This window comes from Streptomyces xingningensis, from assembly GCF_054957865.1.
In genome coordinates this window covers 1-15777 of record NZ_JBDJPF010000001.1, presented here as the reverse complement: position 1 = coordinate 15777, position 15777 = coordinate 1, and the positions used below count along the sequence as shown (strand labels likewise).

The following is a 15777-nucleotide window of genomic DNA, read 5'->3' as shown; positions in this document are numbered from 1 at the left end:
GCGCACATGGGCATGAGTGTGACCATCGCGGCGGCAGGCGAGGACGATGCCGAACAGATCCTCAAACTCCAGTACCTCTGCTATCAGGGTGAGGCCGAGCTCTACGGCGATTACTCCATCGAGCCGCTGACCCAGAGCCTCGCCGCGCTCCGTGCCGAACTCGACGGCGGCCGGGTGCTGGTGGCCCGGCTCGGCGCCGAGGTGGTCGGCTCGGTGCGTGGCGCGGTCGACACCGACGGCACGGCCACCATCACGGGGCTCATCGTCCACCCGCGCCTGCAACGGCACGGCCTGGGCGGGCGGTTGCTGACCGCGATCGAGGAGCAGCTGGCGGAGTCCGCCGAGCGCTACCGGCTCTCCGTCGGCCGGCGCAGCGAGGGAAGCCTGCGCCTGTGCCGCGAGCGGGGGTACGTCCCGACCGGCGGCACCGAGCAGATCACCCGCGCGCTCACCCTGGTGACCCTGGAGAAGACCGCGGCCGCGGTGCCCGCCTTCGCGGCGAGCCGCTAGCGCTCGGCCTTCCGCAGCCAGAGCATCGCGGTCACCGGCAGGATCACGGGGATGAAGAGGTACCCCATGCCGTAGTCGGACCAGACCGTCGCGTCGGGGAAGGCGGACGGCTCGGCAAGCGTCCAGGTGCCCACGGTGAGGACACCGACCAGCTCCGCGGCACAGCACACCAGTGCCGCCCTGCGGGCCGTCGCGCCGCCGCGGACCAGGGAGTACGTGATGAAGGCGTACACCACCGCGGCGGCCGCCGACAGGACATAGGCGAGCGGTGCCCGGCCGAAGTGCAGGATCATCTGGACGATCGAGCGGGACGCCGCCGCGACGGTGAACACCCCGTACAGCCAGACCAGCAGACGGCCGGGGCCCTGCCCGAGGTCGAAACCGGACTTCGCCGTGCGGTCGGTGTTCGTGGACTGCGCCATCGTCAGCCTCCCCAGATGTCGTACAGCCGTACTTCGAGCACGGCGAGGATAACGGCGCCCGCCGACACCGTGGCCGAGCCCCAACGGGTGCGCTCGGCAAGGGACATGAAGCCCGCGGCCGGGATGGCGGCCGCGGCGCCGAGCAGGTAGGCCACGAAGATCGTCGTGCCCTGTGCGGGCTTGTCGCCGCCGGTCAGCCTCAGCACGCCGACGACGAGCTGGACGAGCGCGAGCACGGAGACCACGGCCATGCCGATGAAGTGCCAGTCCTTGGTGGACTGGTCACGGGCGAAGGCGAATCCGCACCAGGTGGCAAGCACCAGGGCGGCCACGCCGACCGCGAGCGTCAGGGCGTCGATCACCGGGGCCCCCGGGCGGCACAGGCGTGCGGTTGGGGCGTGACAGGCATGGGACGACTCTAAGGGGCCGTCCCCGTCGCACCGCACGCGCCCCTACGCTGGGGCGGTATGAAGATCACTGCTGATGCGCTGCTGTTCGACAACGACGGGACGCTGGTCTCCACCATGGAGTCGGTCCGCCGCTGCTGGAGCCGGTTGGTCCAGGAGTACGGCATACCGGTGGAGGAATTCGCGAAGGCCGCGCTGCACGGCCGCCCGGCCGTGGAGATCCTCGCCGACCTGCTGCCGGCCGACCGGCTTCCCGGGGCCGTGGCCCGGATCGAACAGCTGGAGGTCGAGGACGTCGAGGGCGGTGTGACCCTGCTGCCCGGCACCGCCATCCTGCTGGCGGGACTGCCCGCCCACCGCTGGGCCGTGGTCACCTCCGCCACCCGGCGGCTCGCCGAAGCACGTCTGGCCGCAGTGGGGATCCGCCCCAAAACGGTGATCGCCGCCGACGACATCACCCGGGGCAAGCCCGACCCCGAGCCCTACCTGCTCGCGGCCCGCGCCCTGGGCATCGCCCCCGGCCGGTGCGTGGTCTTCGAGGACGCTCCGGTCGGCCTGCTCGCGGGCCGTGCCGCGGGGATGCGCACCGTGGGGCTGACCACTACGCACGCCCCCGCCGAACTGGCCGCCGATGTGCTCGTGCCGGACCTCTCGGCCGTGTCCGTACAGCCCGTCGGCGAGTCCCTGGAGATCACCGCGCATGGCTGAGCAGATCCGGACCCGGTCCACGTAATGATCAAAACCGTCCGCTATTCGGACAGGTTTGGCTTATTCGCGCAGGTGTCTGTTTTACTGGCCCGCATGACCACGACGAGCAGCCGCACCCTTGCGACCGAGGCGATGATGACGCCCGGTGCTCGTTGCATGTGTCGAATGTGTGACCGCTGAGGGCCCCTGTTCTGAGCCTCGCGCCCCGAAGCGAGACCCGTAGAGCCCGAGTCCCGACGGACCGGACCGCTCCGCCCCGCGTCACGAGAAGCCCCGAAGCCGCGCCCGCGCGCCCCGCCGGGATTCTCCATGCCGCGTTCCGCAATGAATGCCCGTGCGACGGCACCCCACTGCCGCGCACTCGACAGTGACGGACACCTTGTGATCACCACTACGGGCCTGACAAAGGTCTACCGCTCACGCGGCCGCGAGGTCACCGCCCTCGACGGCGTCGACCTGCATGTGCGCGAAGGCGAGGTGTACGGCGTCATCGGCCAGAGCGGCGCCGGCAAATCGACCCTCATCCGCTGCGTCAACCTCCTCGAGCGCCCCACCGCCGGCACGGTGACCGTGGCCGGCCAGGACCTCACCGCCCTCGCCGGGCGGGGCCAGCGCGCCAACGCCGCGCTGCGCCGGGCACGCAGCCACATCGGCATGGTCTTCCAGCACTTCAACCTGCTCTCCTCGCGCACCGTACAGGCCAATGTCGAGCTGCCGCTCGAGATCCTCCGCCTCTCCGGCAAGGAACGCGGCCGCAAGGCCCTTGAACTCCTCGACCTCGTCGGCCTGGCCGACAAGGCCAAGGCCTACCCCGCCCAGCTCTCCGGCGGCCAGAAGCAGCGCGTCGGCATCGCCCGCGCCCTCGCCGGCGACCCCAAGGTGCTGCTCTCCGACGAGTCGACCTCCGCGCTCGACCCGGAGACCACCCGCTCGATCCTCCAACTGCTGCGCGACCTCAACCAGCAGCTCGGCCTGACCGTCCTCCTCATCACCCACGAGATGGACGTCGTCAAGACCATCTGCGACTCCGCGGCCCTGATGAAGGGCGGCCGCGTCGTGGAGTCCGGCACCGTCGCCGAACTGCTCGCCATCCCCGGTTCCGAGCTGGCGGCCGAGCTCTTCCCGGTGGGCGGCGAGCCGTCCGGCCCCGACCGCACGGTGGTGGACGTCACCTTCCACGGAGAAGCGGCCACCCAGCCCGTGATCTCGCAGCTGTCCCGCACCTACAACATCGACATCTCGATCCTGGGCGCCGCGATGGACACCGTCGCCGGCCGGCAGGTCGGCCGGATGCGCATCGAACTGCCCGGCCGCTTCGAGGAGAACGTCGTCCCGATCGGGTTCCTGCGCGAGCAGGGGCTGCAGGTCGAGGTGGCCCCCGTCCACAGCCCGGCCCCGGCCGCCGCGATCCTCCAGGAAGGTGCCAAGTGACCTGGTCCGAAATGCAGCCCCTGCTGCGTGACGCCTGTCTGGACACCCTCTTCATGGTGTGGTGGTCCGCGGTCTACACCGTGCTCGCCGGACTGCCGCTGGGCATCCTGCTCTACCTCACCGATCGCGGCGGACTGCTCCAGAACATCGTCGTCAACAAGATCATCGGCGCGGTCGTCAACATCGGCCGCTCCGTGCCCTTCATCATCCTGATCGTCTGGCTGATCCCCTTCACCCGCCTGGTGATCCACACCTCCATCGGCCCGAGCGCGGCCATGGTGGCCCTCACCGTCGGCGCCGTGCCGTTCTTCGCCCGGCTGGTGGAGACCTCGCTGCGCGAGGTCGACCACGGCCTGATCGAAGCGGTGCAGTCGATGGGCGGCGGCACCTGGACCGTGATCTTCAAAGTGCTGCTCCCGCAGGCCCTGGCCTCCCTCGTCGCGGGCCTGACCACCACCGTGATCGCCCTCATCGGCTACTCCGCGATGGCCGGTGCGGTGGGCGGCGGCGGGCTGGGCCAGGTCGCCATCAACTACGGCTACCAGCGCCAGGAACACGGCCTGATGAACATCACCATCGTGCTGCTGGTCGTCATCGTGACGGTCGTCCAGCTCGTCGGCGACCTGGTCGTGCGCCGCCTCGCCCGGCGGAACGGCCGCCAGGCGGCACCCGGCGGCCTCCGGGTGCTGTGGAACAAACCCGTCCGCAAGCAACTGCCGGCCAAATCCGACCCCGTCGAGGTCACCGAAGCTTCCTGACCCCCAGGGGCCCATCGGCCCCACCCCCACGAGCCCGGACCCTTTGCCGGGCGGCAACACCTCGTGAACAGGAAAGAGGCACTCTTCGTGCGTACCACCGTCAAGCTCACCGCCGCCGTCGCGGCAGCCGCCGCACTCACCCTCGGCCTCAGCGCCTGCAGCGCCCCGTCCGACTCCTCGTCCTCCGGCAGATCGGAGAAGAAGGGCAAGGACGCCGACCCCAAGGCCGCGCTGGTCATCGCCGCCAGTCCCACCCCGCATGGCGACATCCTCAACTACGTCCGGGACCACCTGGCGGAGAAGGCCGGCCTGAAGCTGGAGGTGAAGGAGCTCAACGACTACAACGTGCCCAACACCGCCACCCAGAGCGGCGACGTCGACGGCAACTTCTTCCAGCACAAGCCCTACCTCGACGACTTCAACAAGAAGAACAAGACGGACATCGTGCCGGTCGTCAACGTCGAGATCGAGCCGCTCGGCCTCTACTCCAAGAAGGTCAAGAAGCTCAGCGAACTCACCAGCGGCTCCACCGTCGCCGTCCCCAACGACGCCACCAACGAGGGCCGCGCCCTCAAACTGCTCGCCGACCACAAGGTCATCGAGCTCAAGGACGGCGTGGGCAGCAGCGCCACCCTCGCCGACATCAAGGACAAGAAGGGCCTCAAGTTCACCGAGATCGAGGCGGCCCAGATCCCGGCCCGCCTGGCCGACGTCGACGCCGCGGTCATCAACGGCAACTTCGCCATCGGCGCCAAGCTCAACCCGGCCAAGGACTCCCTCGCCCTGGAGAAGGCCGAGGGCAACCCCTACGCCAACTTCCTGGCCGTCAAGAAGGGCAACGAGAAGGACCCGCGCATCGTGAAGCTCGCCGGGCTCCTCAACTCCGACGAGGTCAAGAAGTTCATCGAGCAGAAGTTCAGCAACGGCGCCGTCATTCCCGCCTTCGGCGCCGTCAAGAGCTGACACACGCGCTGCGGTCTCCGGGGCCGCGGACACGGGCGGCCGACGCCGCGCGGCCCCCGGACCCCGGCCGAAACGACAGGCCATCGGGGCGCCCGGACCGACATCGCGAGGGAAACGCCGGTAATCTCAGCCGTCTCGGCGGCCGCAGGCCCCGCACACGCACCGCGTGCGCGGGGCTGCCGCGCTTGGCACACTCGCGTACCGATACTGCATGCTGGTGCGCCCGGGCCACACCCGACCGGACCACCGAGACAGACTCGAGCCCACCCGCCCCGGCGTTGGAGCAGCGCATGACTTCCACCTTTCCGGACATCTCCATCAGTACGGACCGGCTGGTGCTGCGCCCGTTCGACGCCGCGGACGTACCCGCGCTCGCCGAGATGATGAACGACGAGCTCATCGTCGCCTGGACCGCCGCCCCGTACCCCTACACCACCGCCGATGCCCGGGAGTGGGCCCTGCGCCTCGCGCCCGCGGAGCGCACCTCCGGGCGCGGAATCGTCTTTGCGGTCACCGAGTTCCTCACCCACCGCCTCGTCGGCACCGTGCACCTCCACCACACCGACTGGCGCACCCTCTCCACCGAGGTCGGCTATCTCACCGCGCCCTGGGCCCGCGGCGAGGGCTACGCCTGCGAATCCGTCCTCGCCGTCGCCGAATGGCTGTTCCGCGACCAGAAGTTCGAGCGCCTCGAATTGCGGACCGCCGCCGACAACACCGCCTCCCAGCAGGTCGCCCAGAAGACCGGCTGCATCAGCGAGGGTGTCCTTCGCAACGCCTGGATAGCACGCAGCCGCACCGAGGACGGCGGCTGGACCGACATCCGCACCGACCTCATCGTCTGGAGCCTGCTCCCCGAAGACCTCGAAGAGGCCCGCGAGCAGCACACCGGCGGCACCGACTACGCCCCCGCCTTCCCCGGCTGGCGCTAGCGCCGCGGCTCCCACCCCTCACCCCGGGCAGTGGTACGGACCTGCCGGGGTACCCTCACCATGCCCGCGCACACCGCGGGCCCCCGGACCCGAAGACAAGCCCAGGAGACAGACGACGATGGCCGACCGGGTCACGGTGATCGGGTGGGACGGCTCGCCGCTGACGGACGCGGCCCGCTCCGCGGTGGGCGCCGCCACCCTCGTGGCCGGGGCCGCACACCACCTCGCGCTGCCCGAGATACCACCCTCCGCCGAGCGCATCAGGCTCGGCAGTGTCGGCCTCGCCGCCCGCCGCATCGCCCGGCACCGCGGCACCGCCGTCGTCCTCGCCGACGGCGACCCGGGCTTCTTCGGTGTCGTGCGCACCCTGCGCGCACCCGAACACGGCCTGGAGGTCGAGGTGGTGCCCGCCGTCTCCTCCGTCGCGGCCGCCTTCGCCAGGGTCGGGATGCCCTGGGACGACGCCCGGATCGTGGTCGCCCACGGCCGTGAACTGCGGCGGGCCGTCAACGTCTGCCGCGCGCACCCCAAGGTCGCCGTCCTCACCTCGCCCGGCGCCGGGCCCGCCGAACTCGCCCTCCTCCTCGGCCCCGTCCACCGCACCTTTGTCATCTGCGAGGAGCTGGGCACCGCCCGCGAACGGGTCACGGTGCTCACCTCCGACAAGGTGGCCGACCACGCCTGGCGCGACCCCAACGTCGTCATCGTCATCGGCGGTTCCGGCGGCGGCGTCGACGACGGAGCGGCAGCAGGGCACCGGACGACGGGTGGCTGGATCGCCGGCCATGACCCCGGACATCCCCCGGTACGCGGCTGGGCCCTGCCCGCCGACGCCTACGGCACGGCGCTCGGCGCAGGCGAGACCACCGAGTTGCGCGCCGCTCAACTCGCCCGCCTGGGGCCCCGGGTGGGTGACCTGGTGTGGGACATCGGCTCGGGCAGCGCCGCCGTCGCCGTCGAGGCCGCCCGGTTCGGCGCGGCCGTCATCGCCGTCGACCGGGACGCGGACGCCTGCGGACACGCCGTCGCCGTCGCCCGCCACTACGGCGTACAACTCCAGGTCGTCCACGGCACCGCGCCCCAGGTCCTCGAGGACCTGCCCGAACCCGATGTGGTACGCGTCGGGGGCGGCGGGGCTCCGGTCGTCGCCGCCTGTGCCGACCGCCGTCCCGAGCGGATCGTCGCGCACGCCGCCAACCGTGACGAAGCGGAGGCCATCGGCAGGGCACTGGCCGAGGGCGGGTACGCCGTGGAGTGCGCGCTGCTCCAGGCCGTGGAGTTGGACACAAGCACGTGGACGGAGCGCGAGCGCGCCGTAGCCTTCCTGCTGAGTGGCCGTCGCACCCACCCGTGATCTCCCTCCGCCGGGCGGAGGGTAGGCTGGCGGATCGTTGTGCAGCCGCCCGGTGTCCGACACCACAGTCACCAATGTCCCGAACACACCTCCGTTTTGACGGAGCGCACGGCAGGGTGGCACGGGTGGCACGCAACGTGCCGCGAGGCATCGACGCTCGTTCTTGCATATGGGCGTGAGCGGTTGGAAGGAGCACTACCGATGGGTGAGGGGTACGCATGACCGACACCGGCCGGTTCCCGGGTGAGGGACAGCCGGAGAACGCAGGCGCAACGCCCGGGCACCCGCTCCCCGCGGATGTCGCGGCCCCTGCCGACACCGGCCCCCGTCCTTCCACCTACAGCTTTCTCGACCCCGGGGACACCGCGGACGAGGACGATCTGCTGCTGATGCCGGGCGCCCAGGGCGCATGGATGGAACAGCCCCCGGCCCAGGGCGGCACGCACGAGCCGGGCGGCCGGGACACCGGACCGGCCGGTCCGGATGAGCTGCGGACGCCGCCCTCGGCGCCCCGACGCCCGCTGCACATGGGGCCACCCGTGCCGGACAACTCGAACGGGGTGGTGCGTTCCCTCGCCGACCGCGGCCCGGCGACTTCGCCACAGCCCGTCGGTTCCCCGGTTCCACAGCCGGCCGTGGCGGCTCCGGCCCCCGAGAGCCTCGACGTGCCGCGCACCGAGGCCGAGCCCGTTACCACCGAGGCTCCGCAGCCGGACATATGGGATGCCCAACCGCAGCAGGCCCCGCTCGCCGAGGCGCCCGCGCCGCTGCCCGAGGCTCCTGTCCGGGAACACGCCCCCGTGGACGAGACACCGGCCGTAGGGCCCGCGGTCGCGTTCGTCCCGGCACAGAACGCCGGCGGCGCTCCGGCGACCGGCGAGCCCGCGGCGGACCACGCGATAGTCGCCCAGGAGCCGAGCGGCGATGCCCCGCAGGCACCGGGCACGGCCGAGCCCGAGGCCCAGAGCCCCGCACCACACGAAACCCTGTCGTCGGTGCCGCAGATGCGCTTGCCCGCGGACGCCACGGCCGAGATCGTGTCCGATGCGCCCGCGGCCCGGCCGCAGGCCGTCGCCGTGGCGACCGCCGAGAGCGCCCCCGCACCCGGCCCGGCCCGGCTGCCGGCCGTCGGCACCGTGTCCCCGGCCGACGCCGAAGCACCGGCGGAACCGGCCGAAACCCTCGGCGGTACGACCCCGGCCGTCGCCCCTGCCCTCACCCCGGCGGCACCCCCCGCCCCGGCTGTCACAAGCGCACCCGAGCCCGCCCCGCAGGAGCGGGCGGCCGCGACCCCCGCGCCCGAACCGATCACGGTGTCCGTGCCCGGGAGCGCACAGCAGGAACAGCCCGCCGCGCCCGCCGTCCCGGAACCGGCGCGGACCGAACCCGGACCCCTGACCCAGCCGGCGGCCCCCGCCCCCGCGGTCGCGGACGCCCCGGCGGCGCCCGTCGCGTCCCAGCCGCAGGGTCCCGACGTGGTTCCGCTCGTCGAGTCCGTACCGGCCGCTCGGGCAGTGCCGGAGCAGGCCGAGACCTCGCTCCCCGAGGCGCCGCCGCCTGCCGCACCAGTGGTCGCCGCCCCCCACTCGGCCCCGGCCGAGCAGGAAACCCGGACCACACCCACCGAAACCGTCGAGCCACCGGCCCCGGCGGTGCCGCCCGCAGTCGCCGACGCCGTACGACCGGACTCCGCCTCCGGCACGGATGGCACGGCTCCGGCCATGGACACCACCACCCCCGCACCCCCGCAGGAGCCCGCCCCCGCCCTCGAGTTCGTCCGGCAGGACGAACCACGGTCCGAAGCCCCGGTGCCGGCGACCGCACCCACCGCATCCCTCGAGCCCCTCGGCCCGCCCGCCGTCGGATACGACGAGGCCGAACGGGCCGCCGTGCACCGGGTGATGCGGGAGCGCCGCGATATCCGCAATGGCTTCCGCACCGACCCCATCCCGCACGATGTGCTGCTGCGCGTCCTCGAGGCCGCGCACACCGCACCCAGCGTCGGGCACTCACAGCCCTGGGACTTCGTCGTCATCCGCTCCGCCGAGACCCGGCAGACGGTGCACCGGCTGGCCGCGCGGCAGCGCCAGGCGTATGCGGACTCGCTGCCGAAGGCACGGGCCAAACAGTTCAAGGAACTGAAGATCGAGGCGATCCTCGACACGCCCGTCAACATCGTGGTCACCGCCGACCCCACCCGGGGCGGCCGCCACACCCTCGGCCGGCACAGCCAGCCGCAGATGGCGCCGTACTCCTCCGCGCTCGCCGTCGAGAACCTCTGGCTCGCCGCCCGGGCCGAAGGACTCGGCGTCGGCTGGGTCAGCTTCTTCGACGAGCGAGAGCTCGTGCGCGAACTCGACCTGCCCGAGCACCTCGAGATCGTCGCCTACCTGTGCATCGGATACGTCGACGAGTTCCCCGACGAACCCGAGCTGATGCAGGCGGGCTGGTCCAAGCGCCGGCCGCTGTCCTGGGTGGTGCACGAGGAGACGTACGGGCGGCGCGCGCTGCCCGGCGAGGACCCGCACGACCTGCTCGCCGAAACCCTGCGAGGCATCCGTCCGCTGGACGCCAAGGCGCTCGGCGAGGCCTGGGAACGGCAGAAGCGGATGACCAAGCCGTCGGGCGCGCTCGGCATGCTGGAGATCATCTCCGCCCAGCTGTGCGGCCTGTCCCGCAAGTGCCCGCCGCCGATCCCGGAGCCCGCCGCGGTCGCGATCTTCGCGGGCGACCACGGGGTGCACGCCCAGGGCGTCACGGCCTGGCCCCAGGAGGTCACCTCGCAGATGGTGGCCAACTTCCTGGGCGGCGGCGCGGTGTGCAACGCCTTCGCCAACCAGGTCGGCGCCGAGGTCTGCATCGTGGACGTGGGCGTCGCGGCCGACCTTCCCGCCACCCCCGGCCTGCTGCCACGCAAGGTCCGGCCCGGCACCGGCGATTTCACCGCCGGACCCGCCATGTCCCGCGAGGAGGCGCTGCGCGCCATCGAGGTCGGCATCGAGACGGCACGTGACCTGGTCACGGCGGGCAACAAGGCGCTCCTGACGGGCGAGATGGGCATCGCCAACACCACGGTGTCGGCCGCCCTCATCTCCGTCTACACGGGTGCCGACCCCGCCGAGGTCACCGGCCGTGGCACCGGTATCAACGACGAGATGCACGCGTGCAAGATCGACGTCGTCCGCCGCGCCCTGGAACTGCACCGGCCGGACCCTGAGGACCCGATCGGCGTGCTCGCCGCCGTCGGCGGGCTGGAGCACGCCGCGCTTGTCGGGCTGATCCTGGGTGGCGCCTCGCTGCGCACGCCCGTCATCCTCGACGGCGTGAGCGCCGGAGCCGCCGCGCTCGTCGCCCGCGCCATCGCTCCCGAGGCGCTCGCCGCGTGCATCGCGGGCCACCGCAGCGCCGAGCCCGGCCATGTCGCCGCACTTACCAAGCTGGGGCTCCGGCCACTGGTCGACCTCGACCTCCGGCTGGGAGAGGGCACGGGTGCCCTGCTGGCCCTGCCGGTCGTGCAGAGCGCGGCCCGCGCCATGCACGAGGTCGCGACGTTCGACACGGCGGGCGTCACCGAGAAGAGCTGACGGCGTCAGCACGTCTGCGACCGTTGAACCGATGGCCGGGGACGGGGCGGGACGGGCCCTGGCGGGTTCGTCCCGCCCCGTCCCCTTCCCATCCCGCCGGCACCGCCCCATAGGGTGTCCCCGGGGCCGCGCCCCACGCCCGACCAGCCGCTCCACCGCCGCAGCGGCAAGCGCAGCGCAATCGCACGAGGAGAGCCGCACCGCCATGGCCGAGTACGCCGAGCACGCCGACAACGCTGCGCACGCCCAGAGCCCGGCTTATCCCGTCGGGCTGCGGCTCGCCGGGCGCCGCATCGTCGTCCTCGGTGCGGGACAGGTTGCGCAGCGCCGCCTGCCCGCACTGCTCGCGGCGGGTGCCGAGGTGCTGTTGATCTCGCCGTCCGCAACCCCGTCCGTCGAGGCGATGGCGGCCTCCGGCGAACTGCGCTGGGAGCGCCGCCGCTACCGCGACGGAGATCTGGAAGGCGCCTGGTACGCCCTGATCTCCACCGACGATCCCGCCGCCAACGAGGCGGCCTCCGCCGAGGCCGAAGCCCGCCGGGTGTGGGCCGTGCGCAGTGACGACGCCGCGGCCGCCTCCGCCTGGACCCCGGCCACCGGCCGCAGCGAGGGCGTGACCGTAGCCGTCCTGACCGGCCAGGACCCGCGCCGCTCGGCCGCCGTGCGGGACGCCATCGTCGAGGGGCTGCGCGACGGTTCGCTCCCGGCACCACACCATCGGGCCCGGGAGGCTTCCGCAGGGCGAGTCGCTCTCGTCGGCGGCGGCCCCGGCGACCCGGATCTGATCACCGTACGTGGCCGCCGTCTCCTCGCCGAGGCCGATGTGGTCATCGCCGACCGGCTCGGCCCGCGTGACCTGCTCGATGAACTCCCGCCGCATGTGGAGGTGATCGACGCCGCGAAGATCCCATATGGCCGGTCCATGGCCCAGGAGGCCATCAACAACGCCCTTATCGAGCACGCCAGGGCCGGAAAAGCCGTCGTCCGGCTCAAGGGCGGCGATCCCTATGTCTTCGGCCGGGGCATGGAAGAGGCGCAGGCGCTGGCCGAGCACGGCATTCCCTGCACCGTCGTACCCGGAATCTCGAGCTCCATCAGCGTCCCCGGTGCGGCCGGCATCCCCGTCACCCACCGTGGTGTGGCCCATGAGTTCACGGTCGTCAGCGGCCATGTCGCCCCCGACGATCCGCGTTCGCTCGTCGACTGGGCGGCGCTCGCGGGGCTTCGGGGCACGCTCGTCCTGCTGATGTCGGTGGAGAACATCGGCTCCATCGCCGAAGCCCTCGTCCGTCATGGGCGTCCCGCCAGCACTCCGGTCGCGGTGATCCAGGAGGGCACCACCGCGGCTCAGCGTCGGGTGGACGCCACCCTGGCGACCGTGGGAGAGCGGGTCAGGACCGAGGGCATACGGCCACCGGCCGTCATCGTGATCGGCGCCGTGGTCGCGGTCGGACCGGAAACCGGCTGCTAGCAGCTTCAGTTGGCACCCTTCTCCTCAAGGCAAGGCAGTGACTCCGTGGCCGAACTCATCACCATCGACGACCCCGAGGACCCGCGCCTGCGCGACTACACCGGTCTCACCGATGTCGAGCTCCGGCGCCGCCGCGAGCCCGCCGAGGGGCTCTTCATCGCCGAGGGCGAGAAGGTCATCCGTCGAGCACGGCACGCCGGGTACGAGATGCGGTCGATGCTGCTGTCGGCCAAGTGGGTCGATGCGATGCGTGGCGTTGTCGAGGAGGCCCCCGCCCCGGCCTATGTCGTGAGCCCGCACCTCGCCGAGCGAGTGACGGGCTATCACGTGCACCGCGGTGCACTGGCCTCCATGCAGCGCAAGCCGCTGCCGGAGCCCGCCGAACTGCTGGGCATGGCACGACGCGTCGCCGTCATGGAGGCCGTGAACGACCACACCAACATCGGGGCGGTCTTCCGCAGCGCCGCCGCACTCGGCATGGATGCTGTCCTGCTCTCCCCGGATTGCGCGGACCCTCTCTACCGGCGCTCCGTGAAGGTCTCCATGGGAGCCGTCTTCTCCGTGCCGTACGCACGTCTGGAAACCTGGCCTCGCGACCTGGAGACCGTACGCGCGGCGGGCTTTCGAGTACTCGCCCTCACCCCGGACGAGAAGGCCGTGCCCATGGACGCAGCCGCTCCGCACCGGCTGGACCGCGTCGCACTCATGCTCGGCGCGGAGGGCGAGGGCCTGTCGGCCCGTGCCCTGCGAGCGGCCGACGAATGGGTTCGCATCCCCATGGCCCACGGGATCGACTCGCTCAACGTGGGCGCGGCGGCTGCCGTGGCGTTCTATGCGGTGGCGCCAGGCCGTCCGCAGGATTGAGCGGTGGCGGGGCAGGAAGGTGCCGACCCCGCCTGTTTCCTGGGACCCTCGCATCCTTGTGCGGCCGCGATGCCCAGCGCGACCAGCAGGGTCACCACGACGAACACGATCAGTCGCTGGCGCAGCAACCGCCGGTCGGGTCCCGGGCGGCGGGCACCAGGCGCCACGCCCGCACGGGAGCCGGTACGTGCCCCCGGGCGCGTACCGCCCCGTCCGGTGGGCCGTCTCTGCCCCTGAGCGTCGGCGAGTGCAGACGGGCGTGATGCGGAAGGGCCGGAGGGACGCGGTTCGGTGCGCTGCTCGGCGTACTCCTCGGCCCGCTCACCTGACGGCCGCTCAGGCCCCCGGCGGACCGGGGCCCGACGGCCGTCCGCCAGTCCGTGCGCCTCACGTGCCGCGATCTCCTTGAGGCGCAGTGACAGCTGGAGCGTGCTGGGCCGCTCCTCGGGATCCTTGGCCAAACATGCGTGCACCAGCGGTGTCAACGCATCGGGCACGCTCATGAGCTGTGGCTCCTCGTGCACCACGCGGTAGAGCATGATCTCCGAACTGCCCTGCCCGAAGGGGGAGTCCGCGGTCGAGGCGTATGCGAGCGTCGCGCCCAGCGCGAAGACGTCCGTCGCGGGTGTCACTGCCGCACCGCGTACCTGTTCGGGGGCGAGGAACCCCGGGGAGCCGACCGCCGTGCCGACGTGCGTCAGTGTGCTCGCCCCCGTCGCCCAGGCGATGCCGAAGTCGATGATGCGAGGGCCCTTGGGAGAGAGCAGGATATTCGAGGGTTTGAGGTCGCGGTGCACCACCCCCGCGTCGTGCACCGCCAGCAGTCCCTCGGCCAACGCCGCCCCGATGGAGGCGGTCTGAGCCGCCGACAGGGGACCCTCCTCATTGACCTTGTCGTGCAGCGAGGGCCCCGGCACGTATTGGGTGGCAAACCACGGCCGGTCCGCGTCCAGATCGGCGGCCACCAACCGCGCCGTACAGCCGCCGCGGATGCGCCGCGCGGCCGAGACCTCACGCGCGAAGCGGGAACGGAACTCCTGGTCCTCTGCCAGATCCGGCCGGATCACCTTCAGCGCCACCCGCTGCCCGCGCCGATCGGAGCCCAGGTACACCACGCCCATGCCGCCCGCGCCGAGTCGGCGGTGCAGCCGGAACGAGCCGACGACACGCGGGTCCTCGCGCCGGAGCCGCATCATCGTCATCTTCATCCCCGCTGCTGGTCCGTCTGACGTGCCACAGCTTACGGACTGACGGCCAAGTGCGCCGATAGGCCGCGCATGCGTCGGCGACCGGATTGTCAGTGGCGGGTGGGATCCTCGAAGAGTGGATACGGGGCACGGAATCCAGCGCCCCGACAAGGACGTCCGGACCCAAGGGACCGGTGCGGGAGGGGGATTGACGCAGTGAAGGGTGACCGAGTGGAGATCGTCGTGACCGTCGGAGTCACGACTCGAACGTTTGAAGTGACGGCGGACAAAGTCGGCCGGAAGGTGGAGACGACGGTTCACCGCGGCATGATCGAAGTGAGTGAAGTCACGAGAGCGGGATCCGTCGTGCGTACCGCGTGCTTTGCGACCCACCGGGTGCTGGCACTGGTGGAACACCCGGTGGGCAGGGCCTCACGAAGGGGCGAACACCGGAAGGCCCCTGCCCTCTCCGGGATGTCCCCGGGAAGTGACGCCATTGTCTCCACCCAGGGGAGTAGTCGCCCCGGGCGGGCGTCATCCTCCGGGAGGCCGTACAAGCGGTACGCGGGCATGACGCCGGTCCGAGCGACGGCCCCTAGTGTTGATGCCAAGCGGCGGGCGTATCACTCGTCCCCCGAGGTCAGACGCCCGCCGCTGTCGGACACCACCGAGCGGGACACGGCAGGGGCCCCCACAACAGGGCCGGGCACGGCGGGAGAAGGACGATGGCACAGGAGGCACCGCAGGCAGTCCGCACGTTCCACCGGGCGCGCGGATCCCAGGCCACGGATGCCTTCGGCCACCCGTCGAGCACGCGACACCCACTGGTCGCCCTGGCGATGGTGCTGCCCTTCGCGGTCTTCCTCGCCGTGGCCTTCGGCGGCTGGGACGCCGTCGTCATTCAAGCGTCGTCCGTGGCCGGGATGCTGGGGCGCTGAGCGCTCCGGACCCGGGAGAGCGGCCCGGGTCGGGGACACACCGGCCATTAACCCCGTGGGGACGGGGGTGCGGCGGACGGCACGACCGGCCGGGCGCCTGAAGAGGTGCCCGGCCGGTCGTGCGTGCCCGCTTTGGCACGGACGGCAAAAGGCCGGGAGCCGGAGCTCAACGCCCCGGCCCCCGGCCGATCATGTGCGCGATACTGGGATTGAACCAGTGACCTCTTCCGTGTCAGGGAAGCGCTCTC

Annotated in this window: 14 protein-coding genes and 1 pseudogene; 12 read left to right on the top strand and 3 right to left on the bottom strand. The window is 71.9% G+C overall.

Annotation, left to right across the window (positions count from 1 at the left end; genetic code table 11):
• The first annotated feature begins 6 nt into the window (after positions 1-6).
• Positions 7-510: a GNAT family N-acetyltransferase gene (locus ABCR83_RS00075; protein WP_462692044.1), complete on the top strand. Its 504-nt coding sequence runs from the start codon at positions 7-9 to the stop codon at positions 508-510.
• Here the strand turns inward: ABCR83_RS00075 and ABCR83_RS00070 are convergent.
• Both ABCR83_RS00070 and ABCR83_RS00065 read right to left on the bottom strand, forming a co-directional pair.
• The gene (locus ABCR83_RS00070) at positions 507-932 is read right to left on the bottom strand and encodes a hypothetical protein (RefSeq protein WP_462692043.1); all 426 of its coding nucleotides are present in this window, start codon (positions 930-932) and stop codon (positions 507-509) included. The genes ABCR83_RS00075 and ABCR83_RS00070 overlap by 4 nt on opposite strands.
• 2 nt (positions 933-934) lie before the next feature.
• Complete coding sequence (locus ABCR83_RS00065) at positions 935-1294, bottom strand: hypothetical protein (protein ID WP_462692042.1); 360 nt, start codon at positions 1292-1294, stop codon at positions 935-937.
• A 105-nt stretch (positions 1295-1399) separates the two neighbouring features.
• On the opposite strand from ABCR83_RS00065, the gene ABCR83_RS00060 reads away from it, so the two are divergent.
• The 9 genes from ABCR83_RS00060 to ABCR83_RS00020 all read left to right on the top strand — a co-directional run bounded on the left by ABCR83_RS00060 (position 1400) and on the right by ABCR83_RS00020 (position 13404).
• Positions 1400-2047 (top strand): HAD family hydrolase, encoded by a 648-nt coding sequence (locus tag ABCR83_RS00060; protein ID WP_462692041.1) that lies wholly within the window; start codon positions 1400-1402, stop codon positions 2045-2047.
• 381 nt (positions 2048-2428) lie between these two features.
• Positions 2429-3478 (top strand): methionine ABC transporter ATP-binding protein, encoded by a 1050-nt coding sequence (locus ABCR83_RS00055; RefSeq protein ID WP_462692040.1) that lies wholly within the window; start codon positions 2429-2431, stop codon positions 3476-3478.
• Positions 3475-4236: a methionine ABC transporter permease gene (locus ABCR83_RS00050; protein ID WP_462692039.1), complete on the top strand. Its 762-nt coding sequence runs from the start codon at positions 3475-3477 to the stop codon at positions 4234-4236. The genes ABCR83_RS00055 and ABCR83_RS00050 overlap by 4 nt, the downstream gene beginning before the upstream one ends.
• An 87-nt stretch (positions 4237-4323) precedes the next feature.
• Positions 4324-5199 carry a MetQ/NlpA family ABC transporter substrate-binding protein gene (locus ABCR83_RS00045; protein ID WP_462692038.1) on the top strand — a complete coding sequence of 292 codons (876 nt, stop codon included), beginning with the start codon at positions 4324-4326 and terminating at the stop codon, positions 5197-5199.
• Between the two features lie 290 nt (positions 5200-5489).
• Positions 5490-6131, top strand: a complete 642-nt coding sequence (locus tag ABCR83_RS00040; protein WP_462692037.1) for a GNAT family N-acetyltransferase — start codon at positions 5490-5492, stop codon at positions 6129-6131.
• Positions 6132-6249: 118 nt separating this feature from the next.
• Positions 6250-7485 (top strand): precorrin-6y C5,15-methyltransferase (decarboxylating) subunit CbiE, encoded by a 1236-nt coding sequence (cbiE, locus tag ABCR83_RS00035; protein WP_462692036.1) that lies wholly within the window; start codon positions 6250-6252, stop codon positions 7483-7485.
• Positions 7486-7703: 218 nt separating this feature from the next.
• Complete coding sequence (gene cobT, locus ABCR83_RS00030) at positions 7704-11069, top strand: nicotinate-nucleotide--dimethylbenzimidazole phosphoribosyltransferase (protein WP_462692035.1); 3366 nt, start codon at positions 7704-7706, stop codon at positions 11067-11069.
• Between the two features lie 205 nt (positions 11070-11274).
• On the top strand, positions 11275-12540 hold the full coding sequence (gene cobA / locus ABCR83_RS00025; RefSeq protein WP_462692034.1) for a uroporphyrinogen-III C-methyltransferase: 1266 nt from the start codon (positions 11275-11277) through the stop codon (positions 12538-12540).
• Positions 12541-12585: 45 nt separating this feature from the next.
• Positions 12586-13404, top strand: coding sequence for a TrmH family RNA methyltransferase (locus ABCR83_RS00020; protein WP_462692033.1), 819 nt, complete (start codon positions 12586-12588; stop codon positions 13402-13404).
• Here ABCR83_RS00020 and ABCR83_RS00015 read toward each other — a convergent pair.
• Positions 13371-14612, bottom strand: a complete 1242-nt coding sequence (locus ABCR83_RS00015) for a serine/threonine-protein kinase (protein ID WP_462692032.1) — start codon at positions 14610-14612, stop codon at positions 13371-13373. The genes ABCR83_RS00020 and ABCR83_RS00015 overlap by 34 nt on opposite strands.
• Positions 14613-14807: 195 nt before the next feature.
• Between ABCR83_RS00015 and ABCR83_RS00010 the strand changes: the two are divergent.
• Both ABCR83_RS00010 and ABCR83_RS00005 read left to right on the top strand, forming a co-directional pair.
• A pseudogene (locus tag ABCR83_RS00010) lies at positions 14808-15020 on the top strand (hypothetical protein); the annotation flags it as partial.
• 296 nt (positions 15021-15316) lie between these two features.
• Positions 15317-15529: a hypothetical protein gene (locus ABCR83_RS00005; RefSeq protein ID WP_462692031.1), complete on the top strand. Its 213-nt coding sequence runs from the start codon at positions 15317-15319 to the stop codon at positions 15527-15529.
• Positions 15530-15777: the final 248 nt, after the last annotated feature.

Excerpts from the sequence above, each read along its gene's own strand:
- ABCR83_RS00075 (WP_462692044.1), top strand. The coding sequence starts at position 7 with ATGGGCATGAGTGTGACCATCGCGGCGGCAGGCGAGGACGATGCCGAA.
- ABCR83_RS00070 (WP_462692043.1), bottom strand. The coding sequence starts at position 932 with ATGGCGCAGTCCACGAACACCGACCGCACGGCGAAGTCCGGTTTCGAC.
- ABCR83_RS00060 (WP_462692041.1), top strand. The coding sequence starts at position 1,400 with ATGAAGATCACTGCTGATGCGCTGCTGTTCGACAACGACGGGACGCTG.
- ABCR83_RS00040 (WP_462692037.1), top strand. The coding sequence starts at position 5,490 with ATGACTTCCACCTTTCCGGACATCTCCATCAGTACGGACCGGCTGGTG.
- cbiE (WP_462692036.1), top strand. The coding sequence starts at position 6,250 with ATGGCCGACCGGGTCACGGTGATCGGGTGGGACGGCTCGCCGCTGACG.
- cobT (WP_462692035.1), top strand. The coding sequence starts at position 7,704 with ATGACCGACACCGGCCGGTTCCCGGGTGAGGGACAGCCGGAGAACGCA.
- cobA (WP_462692034.1), top strand. The coding sequence starts at position 11,275 with ATGGCCGAGTACGCCGAGCACGCCGACAACGCTGCGCACGCCCAGAGC.
- ABCR83_RS00015 (WP_462692032.1), bottom strand. The coding sequence starts at position 14,612 with ATGAAGATGACGATGATGCGGCTCCGGCGCGAGGACCCGCGTGTCGTC.
- ABCR83_RS00005 (WP_462692031.1), top strand. The coding sequence starts at position 15,317 with ATGGCACAGGAGGCACCGCAGGCAGTCCGCACGTTCCACCGGGCGCGC.